Source organism: Flavobacterium reichenbachii (genome assembly GCF_002217435.1).
Classification (GTDB): domain Bacteria; phylum Bacteroidota; class Bacteroidia; order Flavobacteriales; family Flavobacteriaceae; genus Flavobacterium; species Flavobacterium reichenbachii.
This window is the reverse complement of the sequence record NZ_MUHF01000026.1, coordinates 1-16,248: the sequence shown is the minus strand read 5'-3', so window position 1 is coordinate 16,248 and position 16,248 is coordinate 1. Positions and strand designations below refer to the sequence as shown.

At 34.7% G+C, this 16,248-nt stretch carries 11 protein-coding genes and 1 riboswitch; all 11 genes read right to left on the bottom strand.

The annotated features are described in order from the left end of the window. Positions 1-4: 4 nt before the first annotated feature. On the bottom strand, positions 5-1,150 hold the full coding sequence (locus tag B0A68_RS20405; protein ID WP_035684852.1) for a YncE family protein: 1,146 nt from the start codon (positions 1,148-1,150) through the stop codon (positions 5-7). Beyond that, the gene (locus B0A68_RS20400) at positions 1,147-3,195 is read right to left on the bottom strand and encodes a TonB-dependent receptor (RefSeq protein ID WP_035684854.1); all 2,049 of its coding nucleotides are present in this window, start codon (positions 3,193-3,195) and stop codon (positions 1,147-1,149) included. Before B0A68_RS20400 ends, B0A68_RS20405 begins: the two co-directional genes overlap by 4 nt. A 114-nt stretch (positions 3,196-3,309) precedes the next feature. Continuing rightward, positions 3,310-3,512: riboswitch (cobalamin riboswitch) on the bottom strand. Between the two features lie 791 nt (positions 3,513-4,303). Further along, positions 4,304-4,876: a hypothetical protein gene (locus B0A68_RS20390; protein ID WP_035684860.1), complete on the bottom strand. Its 573-nt coding sequence runs from the start codon at positions 4,874-4,876 to the stop codon at positions 4,304-4,306. 43 nt (positions 4,877-4,919) lie between these two features. Next, complete coding sequence (locus tag B0A68_RS20385; protein WP_123947533.1) at positions 4,920-5,204, bottom strand: hypothetical protein; 285 nt, start codon at positions 5,202-5,204, stop codon at positions 4,920-4,922. A 23-nt stretch (positions 5,205-5,227) separates the two neighbouring features. Continuing rightward, positions 5,228-5,512, bottom strand: a complete 285-nt coding sequence (locus B0A68_RS20380) for a hypothetical protein (RefSeq protein ID WP_035684867.1) — start codon at positions 5,510-5,512, stop codon at positions 5,228-5,230. A 313-nt stretch (positions 5,513-5,825) separates the two neighbouring features. Next, on the bottom strand, positions 5,826-6,149 hold the full coding sequence (locus B0A68_RS20375; protein WP_035684870.1) for a hypothetical protein: 324 nt from the start codon (positions 6,147-6,149) through the stop codon (positions 5,826-5,828). Between the two features lie 150 nt (positions 6,150-6,299). Beyond that, the gene (locus B0A68_RS20370) at positions 6,300-6,677 is read right to left on the bottom strand and encodes a hypothetical protein (RefSeq protein ID WP_089069772.1); all 378 of its coding nucleotides are present in this window, start codon (positions 6,675-6,677) and stop codon (positions 6,300-6,302) included. Between the two features lie 65 nt (positions 6,678-6,742). After that, complete coding sequence (locus B0A68_RS20365; RefSeq protein ID WP_123947532.1) at positions 6,743-7,141, bottom strand: hypothetical protein; 399 nt, start codon at positions 7,139-7,141, stop codon at positions 6,743-6,745. A gap of 300 nt (positions 7,142-7,441) precedes the next feature. Then, positions 7,442-7,945: a hypothetical protein gene (locus B0A68_RS20360; RefSeq protein WP_089069770.1), complete on the bottom strand. Its 504-nt coding sequence runs from the start codon at positions 7,943-7,945 to the stop codon at positions 7,442-7,444. 286 nt (positions 7,946-8,231) lie between these two features. Further along, entirely contained in the window at positions 8,232-8,555 is a 324-nt protein-coding gene (locus B0A68_RS20355; RefSeq protein WP_089069769.1) for a hypothetical protein, read from the bottom strand. Between the two features lie 2 nt (positions 8,556-8,557). Further along, positions 8,558-16,248, bottom strand: a 7,691-nt coding sequence (locus B0A68_RS20350) for an RHS repeat domain-containing protein (RefSeq protein ID WP_089069768.1), incomplete at its 5' end; no start/stop codon positions are given.

The window sequence follows — 16,248 nt, the reverse complement described above, 5'->3', positions numbered from 1 at the left end:
ATATTTAGTTTTTAGTTATAAAAGCGATATGAGCGGGAATATTTCCTGCTGTAGTTTTCCATTTTAATTTTCCGTCGGGGGTAAAACAATAGATGTAACCTGTTACTACATAGTTTTGGGCATCTGTAATATAAATTTCTTTGGTTTCAGGATTTACCTGAAGTCCGTACGGGATCATTATTTTTTTATCGGTCCCGTCTGTAATGATTTTGTCACTGATTACTTTTTTGGTTTTTGTATCAAAGATTCCGTAAGTAATTTTATTACTGTTGGTGAGATAACTCCACTGGACACTGTAGAAATAAAGCAGATCTTCTACCATACACATTCCCAAAACCGGAAGATCGAGCTGCATTTTTTTCTCGTCGGTATTGGTGTCAATCACAAAAAGGTTTGACGGCGTGTTGTAATAATCTCCTCTTGAACTTACATAAATATCTCCCCGACTGTCAATCTGCATACCGTACAAATTAATGCCGACGTCTATTTTCTTTATTTCTGTAAAGGTTTCGAGATCGATTACAGACACCGTACGATCGTAATTAGGAACTCGATAACCACCAGAATTTGCAACATATAATTTACCGTTATGAATCACCATTTGTTCCGGCTGATAACCAACATTTACTTTTCTTTTTATTTCTAAAGATGTAGTATCAATTTCTGCAACAAAGCCAATTTCTGCGTTTGGATCAATTGCTACAGGACCAGCATAAGAACTCACATAAGCTTTGTCTTTGTAAAAAGTGACGTAACGACAATTTGGAATGTCAATTTTTTTAATGCGTTTTGCGGTCCATTTTTCTAAAACTTCTACTTTGTTGGAGACATTTATTACGGCGTAAACCTTGTTACCGTATATTTGAATGTCGTTCCCAACATCGCCCAGTTCCTTTACAACCGTAGGATTTCGTTCTGAATAGACATCTGTTGTATAATTTCCGGTTCTGTAATTGAATATGTCGATACTGGCTCTGTTCATTCCCATATTACCTTCATTCAGAAGATAAAAACCTTCAATCTTGCCGTCACTTCGCGGTGCGGCAACACTTACATCCGACGAAAGAAATATCGTTTCGTCTTCCCGGCAAGAAACCAGAGAAACGATAATAGATACTCCTAATAGAATTTTTATAATGGTCTTTTTCATAATTCAATACTGATTATAAATTTGAATGTTCTGCCCGGCATCGGATAATTGTAAATGACTTCGTAATTCTGATTGAATGCATTATTGACTTCTACAGATCCATTCAATTTGAATGTATTGAATGTGAAAGACTTCTGAACTGCCAAATCATGTGTGTACCAAGGCTGTACTTCATTTACTTTGATATTATTGACGTTTCCGTTGTAGCGTTTTCCAACGTATATAAAACTGTAATTGAAGTTCCAGAATTCATAACCTGCGTTTAGAATTCCAGAACCGCTGTGCCAAGGTGTATATGGAATCTGATCTCCATAAGAAGAAAGTTCTAAGCCTGCAAATTTTGTAAAATCCTGACTTTGAGAATACGTATAAGTCAGATTTGCAGAAAGATTTATTTTGTCAATGTTTTTTCCCATGTTCACCACCGTTTCCACTCCTTTTCCTTTTACCTGTCCCATATTGGTCATCATCCAGCGGAACAAATTTCCTGTCGGTGCGGCTACAATTTTATCTTTGGTATTGGTATAATAGGCGTCTGCCTGAATCGAAAATTTATCAAAAAAGTATTTTCCTGCTGGAATATTATAGGTAAAACCAACATCGTACTGGTTCATATATTCGGGTCTTAAAGTACTTGAACCAACCATTGTATAATACAGATCATTAAACGTCGGCATTCTGAAAATTCGTTTGGCAAATGCTCTTAAATTGAAATCGTATTTTTTAAATGGTGTATAACCCAAGAATAAAGCAGGTGTAAATTCGGTTTTGTTGGGTGCTTTTGCATTGTACTTTACCTCTTCGATAACGCGGGTTGCGAGTACATTTCCTAAAACTTTAAAACCTTCATATCGGTAGGAACTGGCAAGAGAAACAAGAGCTGTATAACGCTGCGGGAAAGAAAATTGAGTCTGAATTCCTCTTCTTGTGGCATTTAATTTATTGTATTGAAAATCGGTAGACAGCGAAACATCCCAAGTGGGTAAAATACTGTACATATTAACGGCTGAAAAATAAGTTTCCTGCTGAAAATAACTATCGTCAGACTGTGCGCCTTCCGTTACGGTTTCATCCAAAACTGTGGTGGTATCTCTGGCAATATAATGTGTGTAATCGTAAGCGAACTTTCCTTTGAGCTGCAATTTATATTTTTCTGAAACGTCTTTGACTAGATTAGCCTGCGCGAAAAAATTCTTATCAAACTGTCTGAATCCGTCCGAAAACTTATTTTCTACAATGGCTCCTGGTGCTCCTCTCTCAGAATCATAATAATAGACTTTAGCATCCCAACTACCTTTATTTAGTTGCCCGTAAACGCCAGATTCAAATCTTAAAGCTTCAATATCGCTGTTCCATCGGGTTGAGGTTGTGTCGTAGGCCGTGCTTCCGTCTTGATTTTTTCTTTTGTATCTGAATTTATACTGGCCATTCGATTTAATATATTCAGAACTTACGCTCATGCTTACTTTGTCGCTCAATTTTTGTTCCCATCTAAAAGAAGGATCGTGATAATTGATGGACATGGTTTTGTAACGAACGAGTAAATTTGTTTTTTTGGAACCTGAAAAAACTGGACGTTTTGTTTTCATATAAATGGCAGACGCGGAAGCAAAATCTTTAGCCGATTGAAAAATTTCGCTCTTCTGACCGTTATACATTGTCAGGGATTCCATGTCGTCTAAAGAATATTTTCCGAGATCTGTCACTCCGTTTTGAGCGTTTCCGAGTTGTATTCCGTCATAAAAAACACCCACATGATGCGTTCCCATATTGCGAACATCAACGGTTTTAAGTCCGCCGACACCTCCGTAATCTTTGATTTGCGTTCCTGCAAAATACCGAAGCGCATCTGCTACATTATGACTTGCCAGATTTTGGAGCAGAACGCCCGAAAGACTTTGAACGGGAATTACTTCCTGATAGGGTTTTCCTTTTAGAATGACTTCTTTTAAAACACGCGAACTATCAGTCGCTGCTTGAGAATGAAGCAGAAAAGGAACAAATACTAAAAAAGCAGCTAAAAAAGTTTTCTTTAAATTATACATCACGATTTAATTAAATAAACTTTCTGTGATGCTGTAATTATAAAAACATAGAACTAAGCCCGCTATACAATAGCAGGTTACCTTCTTTGTCATCAACTTCATACCACGAAAGTTTTAAACTATATGATCGTGGCAGGTCTCCTGACTTGTTCTATCTTTAAACGGCCTTCTCATTCGCCGGGGCGAACAATGGCATTAGTAAATGTTTAAAGACTTTGTGTAGAACTTACAGTAGCGGGTCTGTTCAGGATTTACACCTGATTCCCTTTTAACTATTTTTTCTGAAGAAAAAACAGACCAAAATCTGTCGCAAAGATATAACTATCTTTATGAATAAATAAGTATTATTTGATACAATTGCATTTATTACATTTAAATCCAGCTTATGATACTAATAATTTAACAAATTGCTCAAAACAGCAAAACCTCTTACAAGCCTAATAATAAGGATCGAGAAGTTTTTATCTACAAATTTGTTCGTAGTAAGAGAAGAATAGATAAATAAATGTACTTATATACAAAAGTGTAAAAACCAGAATCGAAAACAGTATTTTTTTGAAATCAACTTTCAGTATAAATTTCAATAACAGGATTTTAACCAAAACTAATATCGCATATTCTACAATCAAAGTATTTATAAAAAGATTGAGCTGTTGATACACTTCATCACAATTTATTTTTGGAGCAGTTCCGACTAAAAGCAACTGAAGCAACAGACTGATAAAGAGAAAAATAGTTATGAGAATAACAATTTTCCAATGATTTGGACTGTATTTTTTTATCATTATTTTAGTTTTAAATGTTCTTTGCTCTGTAAATTATTCTATAAACTTACTAAAATACAAGAATGTTCTAAAGAGAAATATTAAACTGAGAATAAGCATAATAAAACAAAAAATTATATAATTTTTATCTTTATAAATGCTGCGAAATAGAAGAAAAAAACATCCAAAAATAATGCTTAGAGCCGTGTATAACATTTGCAGAAAACCCACTACGTCTTCGTCAATTATTATTATATCTCCTTCGTTAACTTTATAAGGATAGATTAAAAAGCTTGAGCAAAAAATCAAGACTCCTATAAAAAAAAATATGCGGATTACTATTTTCATATTTGGTTTCCTTCGCGGTCTGTTATATTTGGTTTATACAGTTCATGCCATCTTTTTACAAAAGAATTAATGTTGGACATGTCTTTTTTTATCAATTCGCGCAATTTATTTATTTGCTTTTCAAAACTACTTTGGGTTTTATAACTGCCTATTTTATATTCGGGCAAAAAAAGCATGTAAAATAACGGCGGGCCTTTGTAGTCATCATTTCTTAATCGCATTTGAGTAAGGTTGTGAGGCGGTAAATGAAAATTTATTCCGTCGCAGTCTTGCAATTCTGAAATTGAATTTAATCTTTGATGAGGTTCAAAAATGTTCAAGTATATTTTTATCCATTTATCTCCTTTTACAATACTGGCAGTAATAATATGCAGCTTATTTTGATTTGTCAATTTGCATAATTCGTATGAATATCCGCCAATGCCAGCATCATATTCACCAAACCAAGACGTCTTAGATGGAGACTTAACATAGCCATTCTTTTCGAGTTCGGGAATGCCATAATCTTTGAAAATAGTATTTCTTATAGCTAGAAGTTCTTTTTCTGATGTTTTATAATTAGCAGGCATTTGATTTTTTTTGAAATGGAAATCAGTTTGAAACAGTTTCGTTTTATAATTCTACTGTTTTTACGATATTAATCATGGCTAACATTTTATTTTTTCTTACTCTTAAACAGATATTCCAAATGTTTTTACAACCCGAAATCAGAATAGGGTCTTCATCAATAAAATCCTCCATAATTAATCTTTTCTTATCTTTTTCTGAGAAGCTATCTATAGGTTTCACGTCTAATGTATTTAACCATACACGCATTGCTTCGTGTTCGCTGGCTGCAGAAACCTGAGAAATATAGCATCCTCCATCGTATTGCATTATAAAACTATATAGGTGCATATTATTTTGCATTGATTACTTCTTTAGTTTTTCTTAATATTTAAATTTTCTTTTACTCTGTAATAAATATACTTCTTGTTAGTTTTTAAATCAATAGAATATATTGTATCGTTTAGAATTTTCTGGATTTTTTCAGAATATCCTAAATAATAAAATATAGAATCGCTGGAGATGCTCCATTTTAAATCTGGATTAACTGTATAATCTCCAATCAACTGTCTTTCTCCTTTATTTAAAGAATATTGTTTTACATTTCCGTTTTTATCAAAGCTAAAAGTAATCGGAATATTTTGCTCTTTATTTATCATTTTATAATTCCAGTATTGAATACTGTCTCTGCAAATAAGATACCGCATCTTGTCTGAATCATTAGAACAAGAGCAAAAGATGGTAAGGCATACAATTAGGATTATATTATGTGCTGCTGTCTTTAATTGATGATAGATACCATTTATCATTAAAAATTTTAAAAATAATATGCTTTTATTCACAATATTAGTTTTTACGATTAAAATTATCCTTATGAAATGAAATTGATCTTATCTTTCGATTTTTCTTTAAGTAATTAAAATCTATTCTTTGTCAATTGTATTTTCGGGTGTAAAGTTCAGGAGTACAAATTCAATAAAACATCCAATAAAGATTTAATATTATAGAAAATAAAATAACAGATAAAAACTCTTTTACTTTATAATTTATTAAAAACTGTTTGTCTATTTTATCAAAGTATAAGAAACATAATCCTATCAAACTTCCAATTAAAGTTAACGAAAGACACGGAATTAATACACCTTCGAATTTTACAAAAATAAATTCCCAATAATGATTTTTGATTTTATCTTCTAATTGCTCTTTGCTGGCAAGACTAAAGAAAGTGGCTAGAAATCCAATAATTAATTGGAAAAGATGTATTATCGTTTGAATGTTCAAAAAAGTTTTTTTCATAAAATTACTTCGCAGATTTAGTGCTATTTAACTATTGCAAAATACATTTTTCTAAATAATCCAATAAATACATGTAGAGAAAAAAGCATGTTTTTTAAATTTTTGGCTGTATTCTTTTAATGTGGTTTTGCTATCAACTCTAAGAAAATCCTAATAGTTTTTGTTTAATTCTGTAATAAAGAGATTCGGATCTTTCACGTAATATTTAATAAGTATTGAATCGCCAACGTTCTTGTTTTTTCTTTCGGACATTCCATCGCTTCCGATATATGCTTTGTCATTAATTTTAAATTTCACTCTAATTGTGCTGCCTTTGTAAACGAACATTTTAGTGATAATTCCTTTTGTTATTTTATAATCTGATTTAACGAGATTGTATTCTCTTACACGATCCTCCATACCATTTCTAATAAAAAAAACAAAAAATAGTATGATTCCGGCAAATACTAGAAATAATTTAAATTTTCCGAGTATTGTCCATTTAATATCATTTGTCTGCACAGCTGAACTTATATTCTTTTTCTTCATTTTGCTTTACGCATGACTTGAAAGCGTGTCTTTATTATTATTGCAAAAATAAGACATACTATTATTTACTCACACAGTTCGCTTATGGATTTTAATTGGTCTAGCTCAAAAGTAAATACGATATAACATTTATCACTTTCTTTAGTAGGATGACCATCTTCACAATTTGAATTTGACAAATAAAGTAACTCTTTATTTAGTGAATTCCCCTCAACAAGATCAGATTCTCCAAATATTTTAACCACATCAGATTCCGAAGAATTATTGATCATTCTATTTTTAGATATTGTGGATTTTGCTAATTCTATCTTTCTATAACCTTTACATCCATATTTGTCATCAATCCATTTATAAAATGGTTTATGATTGCTTTCTTTTGAGCAGCTTACTAAAAAGAATAGGATTAAAGTTTTTAATATAAATAAAATCTTTGACTTGGTTTCATAGGACTCTTTTCTCTCCATTTGATAAATACCTTTTATTAGTTGTACCATCTCTGACTAAGCAACTTTATCTATTGTTTTTTTTCTAAGCTATTTGTACATAATTTGTTCTCGAGCAAAATGTCCGGCCCACTGGAAGATATTATGAATTTATAAATAAGATACTTGCCTAAGCATTTAATAATCTGTTCATACTTAACGAGCAATAAATTCATGGTTTTCCAATCATCTGTTAACTCTTGATATACCACCCATATAATTTATGGCATTGTAAAGTCATTAGAGTGTGCAGCTCCATATTGTTTATCAAAGGAATCTTTACTAATATTTATCTAAATCATCGAATTCAATATTTGTGATTTTCGAACTCACAAGTAATTCGTATAATTTATTAGTAATCACTGTAATTGCAGTATCTCCAATACAAAAAATATCCGATCCATCCCAAGTTTCTTGTTCTACTTTTATAGATCCATATATTCTATCTCCATCTTCATCGTAATCTGAAATAATACCAGCTCTTCCTGTAATTTGAAAACCAAAATATTTTAAGTCCGTATTTTCAATAATTATAGGATAACAATTCCAACCTGTTATATTGTTTTCTTCTAGATTTTTTTTAAATCTTTCTGAAACAGCAAAATTCCAAGGATCTTGCAAACCAACTAAATCAAAAAAAATCCGGCCTTGATCTACTCGAAATACATTATTTTCTTTGAAAAATGAAGGATCATCAAAAGTTCCAAAAATTTCATATTTAACTTTTGCATCAATCCTTACTGCGCCTTTTTTATTACCGCGTATTAATGTTTTTAATAATTCCATTATTCAAATATTTTTCTATTCTTTTTGCTTCCTTTTGCAATTGTTATATTGTAGGTGTATTTGTTGTTCACAAGCAAGATGCTCGCGTCAGCGTAAGAATATATTTTGAATGTCTTGATTTCTAACTCTTCTATAAACAGATAAAACTTTTCCTCCTTATTGTACCAGTTTTTGCTTTTACGTAATATTAATACTTAGAATCTACCAATGTAACACGCACTGCCATTATATTTGGAGTATCATTTCAATCTATGAGCGTTTCATATGATTGAGCACAAATTCAAATTCAATAAAACATCCAATAAAGATTTAATATTATTGAAAATAAAATAACATATAAAAACTCTCTTACCTTATAACTTATTAAAAACTGTTTATCTATTTTATCAAAGTATAAGAAACATAATCCTATTACCCCCCCGATTAAAGTTAATGAAAGGCACGGAATTAATACACCTTCAAATTTTACAAGAATAAATTCCCAATAATGATTTTTTATTTTATCCTCTAATTGCTCTTTGCTGGCAAGACTAAAGAAAGTGGCTAGAAATCCAATAATTAATTGGAGAATATGTATTATCGTTTGAATATTCAAAAAAGTTTTTTTCATAATTATTCTTCTAAAATTGGTCCATTAGAGCTAGCAGTTGAATTTCTAACAGTGCTAGTACCATCGGATGTACTTAATTCGTTATTGTTAATATTTGTAAAAGGATAAGTTCCCCCTGTTTGTGAAAGCCAACTTTTATTTTTGCTTATATTTAAATTAATATTTGCTTCTTGTAAACTTTTAATCCATTTAAAGACGCTTGAAGATCTCGAGGATCCATGGACCGTCATAGGATCTAAAGAATAATCAGCTCCAATACCAAATTTATCTGTTCCTTTTATAGGAAGAGATCCAGTTATAAAATCACCAAAAAAACCATCATCATAAGCAAATTGATAAGTATTCGGTTGACTTGGTGTAGTAAACTCATCTCCTTCATCTGCAGACAAATGTACAACTGTATTCACCTTATAGCCTGCACTGATTAAATAAGCTGCAATCCCTGCTCCATAAGCAGCGCCTTCACTATGTGTAACCATATTAAATTCTTCTCCTTCCTTTAACCCATCCGTCAATGCCGCTAAATTATTTTTTGCATATTCATAACCACTATTATATCTATCCTGTCCAGACATATCACCTCCAAAAGAAGATGACCCATCAATATAATCTGAATCCCTTACTTTCGAATAATCTTTAAAAAATCTTTGAGCGGCTAATCCGAAACCTGTTCCCCAATATCCTTTCCCAGGTGTATCAGAACCAATAACCGAGCCTCTCCAACCTGACTGCCAGTGACCGTTAATAAACAAGACCCTTTTTCCATCTGGATCTACTGAATTAATTGGATTATTAAAACAATATGCATACGATGACATATTTATATATTTTTCGGCTAACGGATCAACATTTAACCACAAACTAGTTTTCATATCTAAATACCTTGCCCCATAATAACTTAAATTTGTTTCGCGATCCAGTTCTTTACCATTAAACAGATAGGGACTGGAAAAACTAGATGAATGCTCTTCAAACAAAACCTCTCCAAAAGCAATATACTCAACATGTTGTGAAACAGAACCATTTTTGTTGGTAATATAGGAAGTACTTCCCAAATGATCTGAATGGAAATAAAATATATCTTTCTCCGGCATTCCTATTCCAGTAAAACCTTCTCCAGGTTTTACTGTTGCTGGTTCTATCGGCGGTCCGAATTGTACAGGAGGTCCAGGCACATCTCCCGGTGCATTAAAAATTGGATTTCTCGGCCAGCCTTCCGGCGGTTCCTGATTTTCTTCTACCGGCTTAATTACTTCGCTTGGGTATGGATTCCCTGTAAATTCTGGTGTTGCATAAATCCCCTGCTGTGTCGGAGGTCCAGGAGGTACTCCAAGACTTCTAATATAAGTGTCCATTGCTTTCTGCTGTTCGGCAGTAAGTTTAGTATAATTTACACCTCCTGCCGTGATGCCTAATGGCTGTGCAAAAGTCCCGTTACCCAGTTTACTTACAATTCGTCCTGCCCCTTCAAAGTAATGTTTGGTAAACTTCCCTTTGCTGATTACAAAATACGGACTTACATATCCGGTATAATCGTCTGTGTGAACAATCGTAGCTGCGGTTTCTCCATTGATGGCCACATTCTGCGAATCTCCTGAACTCTTAATGACTCTTTCTCCTCCTGCATCGTAGGTAAATTGATGAATTCTTCCATTTTCATTGATTCCCATTAAACGGTTGTCTTCGTCCCAGGTCATTTTTCTGAAACTTTTTTCTTCTGTGTAACTAGTCGGGTTTCCGTTGCCGTCGTAAATATATTCTCTCGGCTCAGCTTTTCCTGACTCAGTAATTTTATTCGGCGCATTAGGATGTAAGGCGTTATCGTAATTGTAATCTAAAACATAACCTTTCTGCTCGTTATTTACAGTATGTACCAAATCTTTCTTGGTAATATTGTGCATCTTGTTATAGCTCATATTCAGCTCATAACCGGCTTTGGTAAACTCACCCTGATAGGTTGCTTTTGCCGATTTTAATCGGTAAAAATCATCGTATTGGTATTCGTGAGATGCTGTTCCTCCTAGTGTATTATTTACAATCGGTGCTGTATTTTTTATATTTAATACGTTCCCCACCAAATCGTAACCGTAAGCGTTATTCATGACTTGTCTTGAACCGCTCTTAACCTGCTGTTGCTGCAATCTTCGCATAACAGGATCGTAGGTATAATTGGTTTCGGTATCGTTTCCGTATTTCAAATATTTACGCTGTTCAAATTCGTCATAACTTAACTGCTTGATGTAATCGTATGTATGACTTTCTTTTTTTCCCTGCATGCTTTGTAACTTACCAGCACGGTTATAGGTATAATCTACAACTTCGCCGTCTGGATAAGTCATTTTCTGGATTCTGTTCCAGGTATCGTATTCATACTTTGAAATATAAGTCTGCACATCTGTAGGTGTAATGCGCAGTGTACGGATTTCTTTTTCAATCTCCCCTAATTTTCCGTAGAAAAACTCCTGTCCGCCGCTGGCATCCTGTACAAACCACAATCTGCCTCTTCGCGCGGCGGTTCCATCAGCTTTACCATAATTGTACTGTACATTATTCTGTGGGTTTTTAGGATATTTGATGCTTTCCAATCGGTTGTAATTGTACACATACTCTATCGCACCGCCGTTGGGAACTGTGTTTTTAATATCCTGTGTGATGCGGGTGGTTAAGTTTCCTGCCAAGTCATACTGCATGGTGCTTGTTCCTGCATCTGGATGCATAAACTCAACACGCCTTCCCAGCCAGTCATAGGTGCTTTTGGTTATATGATCCATAGCATCAGTCACTTTGACCATCTCTCCCAATGCATTAGTTTCAAACTTCGTCAGCAGATCATTCTGCATACTGGCTATATTCTGACCGCTTGCATCGGTATAAGTCTGGCTTGTTTTGTTTAATGCATCGGTCTGTGTAGTACGCAAAACTGGCAGACCATCATAATTTTCTAATGCAAAAATTGTGGTGTTGGTACTTCCATCCGGCAGTGTAACTTTTACTACACGCCCCATTTCATCATACTCGGTTTCTGTAGGGGTTACGCTTGATAATGCGGTGCTGAAATTATTATCAATTGTAGTAGTCGTAGTAGGATAGTAGCTGGTAATTGGTCTTCCTAATCCATCATAAATTATCTTTCCAGAAACAATATGAGTTTCCTTGTCGGCACTTCCTGCCTGGGTAAACAAACTGGCTGTTTTTTTAACTTGCAGCGCTCTGCCAAATCCATCTGTATAAGTATAAGTTTCAATATCTTTATCTAATTCAGGATCATAGTTGCTGGTTTTGGCATACGGCACTTTTGCATCTGGGAAATATTCGTAAGCAATGGTATAGGGTTTCCCCGAAGCAATTTCATAAGGCGCTTTAATGCTTGATGGACGACCTTTAGAATCTATTGTATAAATTGAACTTTGTTCATTCCGATCTGTCGTTTTAGTTGTAATTCCGAAACGATAGTCAAATTCCATTTTATTTTGATATCCAAAAGCATCTTTAATCTCTGTCATGTACTGATGATTTTCTGCATCAAATACATATTCCAAAGTCATACGCTGTCCTTTGTAGTTTACAGGTCCTGTAATTTTCTGCAGGTTTCCGTAAGTATCATAGGCAATATCCGTAACAGCAATCTTATCTGCAGAAGCATAATTTTTAATCTGGGTAACTTGTGCCGTTGTGGTATTAATAGTAGCTGCTCTTTTACGTTTTAATCCTTCGGCAGTAAACACTTCCATTTGTTTTGGTATACCGCCGTAATAAGGCGTAGTACTTTGGTAATAACTGATTTTAGCGGTTACTTTGTCATCAGCAGAACCGTTTCCTAAATCTTCGTATTGAATGATATTTCCATTGGCATCATAGGTATTAAAGGTATTGGTTTCCAGATAATCGTTACCGCCTTCATATATTTTTTGATTGGCATGAATTAATCCAACAAAAATGCGTTTGCCATCATAAGCCGGCGAAACTAAATCTGAAACCGGAACACTTGTCTGTGCTGCCACATCAACAAAGCTGTATTCATTCTCAGACTCCTCACGCATTTTGTAATTTTTGTCTAAAGTATAACTGCGTTTTACCAGATTTTTTCTGAAATAATCCTGATTGTAAAATTCCTGAACCGTTGTCATGAAAACTGTATTATCAGCCGCATCAATCTGCTGCTGGGTTACTTTTCCAAAACCGTAAAATTCTCTCTCACGGCGGTCTTGGTAACCGTCTTCGTATTTGAATTTGGCAATGGAATGATCAATGCCGTCGCCCGCATGTCCGTCAAAAACATCAACAGACTGCAGTACCCATTTAGATGATGGATTCTCATAACTTGGCTTGGTTAGTTCGTAATCGACAACATAACCGCTTCCTGCTCCGTTTTTAACGCTTTTTAATTTATTGGTTCTTTTGATATTGGATAAACGCACTATCAAATGATCTTCATCATCAGAAAGAACATAATCCATATTTCCATCGCCGTCCATATCATTAAAAGTAGCTTCGGTGCGACTGGTGCTGAATCCTGTTGAACCTCCAAGACTAGGAGTAATTCTAATCCCGATTATATAGATCGGAATATCAAGACTAAAACCAACACTCAGTCCGTAGCTGGTACTGTTATTTTCGTTCATTCTTGAAAATTTAGGATACTCTATAAGAGCCATAAAACTACCTCCCATATTGAGTGCTACCATCATCTTGCCTCCTGTGTATTGTACTTTGTCAGCCAGGCCGTCTGAGTTTACATCCATCATCAGTGTATTCGAATTATCTGTTGATTTTCCGAAATTAAATCCGCCGGTAAATGAACCTGATTTATACGACATTCCACTTGATGGACTTATTGCCCAATTCTCAGAAGAGCCGGTTGCAAGTCCTTCAAAATTCCATTTTTCTTCTGGTAAAAATCCGTATCCTGAGTTTAAAGCTACTTCTCCGGTTTTCTTAATCCTGTCTGCAAGTCCATCTCCATTAATATCCATATGCATGTACTGTGATTCATCTTCATTAGATCCCAAATTACCCGCCAATGACATACTTACAGAAATACCTGTTGCTTCTTTTTCTGATACTAATTTATTTGTAATACATCCATTGCTGTCTTTAACAGGAATACTTTTCTGCACGGTTTTGGTAAAAGCATGCGAATAACTTCCATCAGAACTAAGTCCGTTTGATTTACTTTCGCCGTGGCTGTAATTGTAGATTTCAGCCGTTTTAGCACTTATACCTCCTGTTGGAGAGGTAAACTGGACTTCTTTTCCACGCACATAATCAGGGAAGCGGTCACCGTTAAAATCAGCCATCGTCTGCGTAACATAACTTTTTCCCTTTCCTTCACTGCCTCCCGGTCCAAGCGGCCCTACTTTTAGTCCTGCTGAAAAACTGCTGCTTTCATTCTCGCTTAAAATCGTAAGAGCCATAGTACCTCCCCCGTCTAAACTTGGAAGACTTGCATCAAAATAAGAGGCAATATCATCTTCTCCAAGGCGGGACGTTCCCATAAATTTACTATCAATAAAAGTGGTTTCTTCTAAACCAATCATATTGTTTTTATTATAGATACTCTGCATCGTTACAAAGTAGACTTTTGCAATATCATATCCTTGTTGCTCTGTCTCTGATTGATTGTCAGGATCTAGATTTGGTTCTGCGTTATAAACATCAGAAGTTTTTAGTTGAGCTACACTGATCAAGTCAGAAGCAAAAGTTCCTGTATTATTGATCACAAATCCGCCCCATTCTCTGTGTCCTAATCCAAGCTGCAATTCGTCCGAATAAAAATTAGAATAAACAGCATATTTGTCTGTATCTGCTGTCCATAAACTACCGTCATCGTTATTTACAGTCAAATAAACCGGCATTTGAAACAGCGCCGTACACTGCTGGGTTACCGCATCACTTTCTAAGGCAGGAATATTGATTTCCAGATCAATCGGCTGGTCTTGCAATACTTTGGCAAATAAAGGTGCCGGCTCTATAATACTAAGATCATCTGTCAAAACACCATTGACCATTTTGTAGCGTTTACGACCTACTAATTGATTGTTCTGCTTGGCTGTAATGATTATTGGACCATTTAATTTTGATCTTAGATTGTTAAATCCTGCAGGAAGCAGATCTAGATCAGCAGCCGCGAGGTTAAGTGTTAAAACTCCGTCAATATTTGAAGTTTTTCTTTCGATAATATAATCTCCTTTACGCTTTTTGTATCGCTGTAAAAACACATCTGCTTTTTTATTCTCAGATACTGCAGGCGCTATGGCAGGCATGTTTATCGAAGGATTAAAAGAAATCGTATTCCAATTGATATTGGTCGCGCTCTCTAAAACAAAACGAACCTGAGCGGCGGCAGTATTATTTACAGCGCCAATACTGCTTAAATCAAAACTTACCGCTTCATTTGCGTTAAATTGTTTCTGGTAAAGTATATTTTCTACCGATCCTTCGTCCAGATATTTTCTATAAATTTTTAAGACAACATGATCTGAAGTTATTGGTTTAATAAGATTTCCTGCAAAAGTAAAACTGCCGTTTGGTACTAACAAACCAGAATTGGTGCTGCTTAAAAAGTCTTTTTCAGCATCATAATTTTTCAGTGAATATAAGTTTGCATCTGCTGCATTATCTGCTATCGGAAGAAAAGATCCTGTATTGTCATCAATGGTTGTATAAGAAATTTTTGGATTCCATAAAACCTGATCAAAACTACCATCCATAACAGAGCTTACTCTAAAAAAGAGCTTTTCTCCTTTGGTCACCGTTAATACATCTTCTTTGGTTTTACTTATATAATCAGTAGCGGTGATGGCTTGTTTCCATACTAAACTATTTCCTTTCTGAAAAAATAACTGTACACCATCTGCCTTATCTTTTCCGTCGTTGGTTAAATATTCTGTTCTTTCTTTTGAAATATCCTCCTGCAATTGATAAGTATGAGATACCTTAATCTGCCCAGTCACTGGTGCTTCCCACATACGAACGGCATCATGCAGTGGATTTTTTACCTGCATTTCTTCAAAAGTCATTGCCGGAGCTGGATAACTTAGTGTCAGTTCTCCGTCTCCCGAAACTGGGGAAGGAGTTCCAGTGCTTCCCAGCTTAAATGTAGGCACTCCATCAACTATGCGGTTATAATATACCTTTCCATTATTGGCAAAATCGACTAATCCGTCGCCGTTAAAGTCCATAAAATAACTTTTGGTATTGCTCTTAGAATATTGTTTATCAAAACCAACATTGGCACTGATTTTTGAATATCCTAAAGTAAGACCTACTCCCCAGTTAAAAGTTTTGCTTGAAGAATTTCCAATATTATTTAATGAAATTTCCTGAATTTCTCCAAAAGAATTAGATCCTTGATTCGAAAGATTTTTTCTGTAATATACATTATCTCCTTTTCTAAAGACTTTATCCGGAAGCTGATCTCCATCTAAATCTTCCAGAGTTACAATAGTTTCAGAGGATCCCCAGCTGTTTCCTCCGTGTGCACCTACCGTATTTTCTTTAAAATTTCCGGCTTGAGTTGCTAGTCCAACGGCAACTCTATAATTTATTCCTCCAGATTTACCATTCGAGCTTCCGCCAAGGGTATGTTTACCCGACACATCTATATTGGGTGCAATATTATTTTTTAAATTATCATCCTGTACCTCCCATTTTATTTCTTCTCCAAAAGGAACATATTTCCCAGAAGCATCAC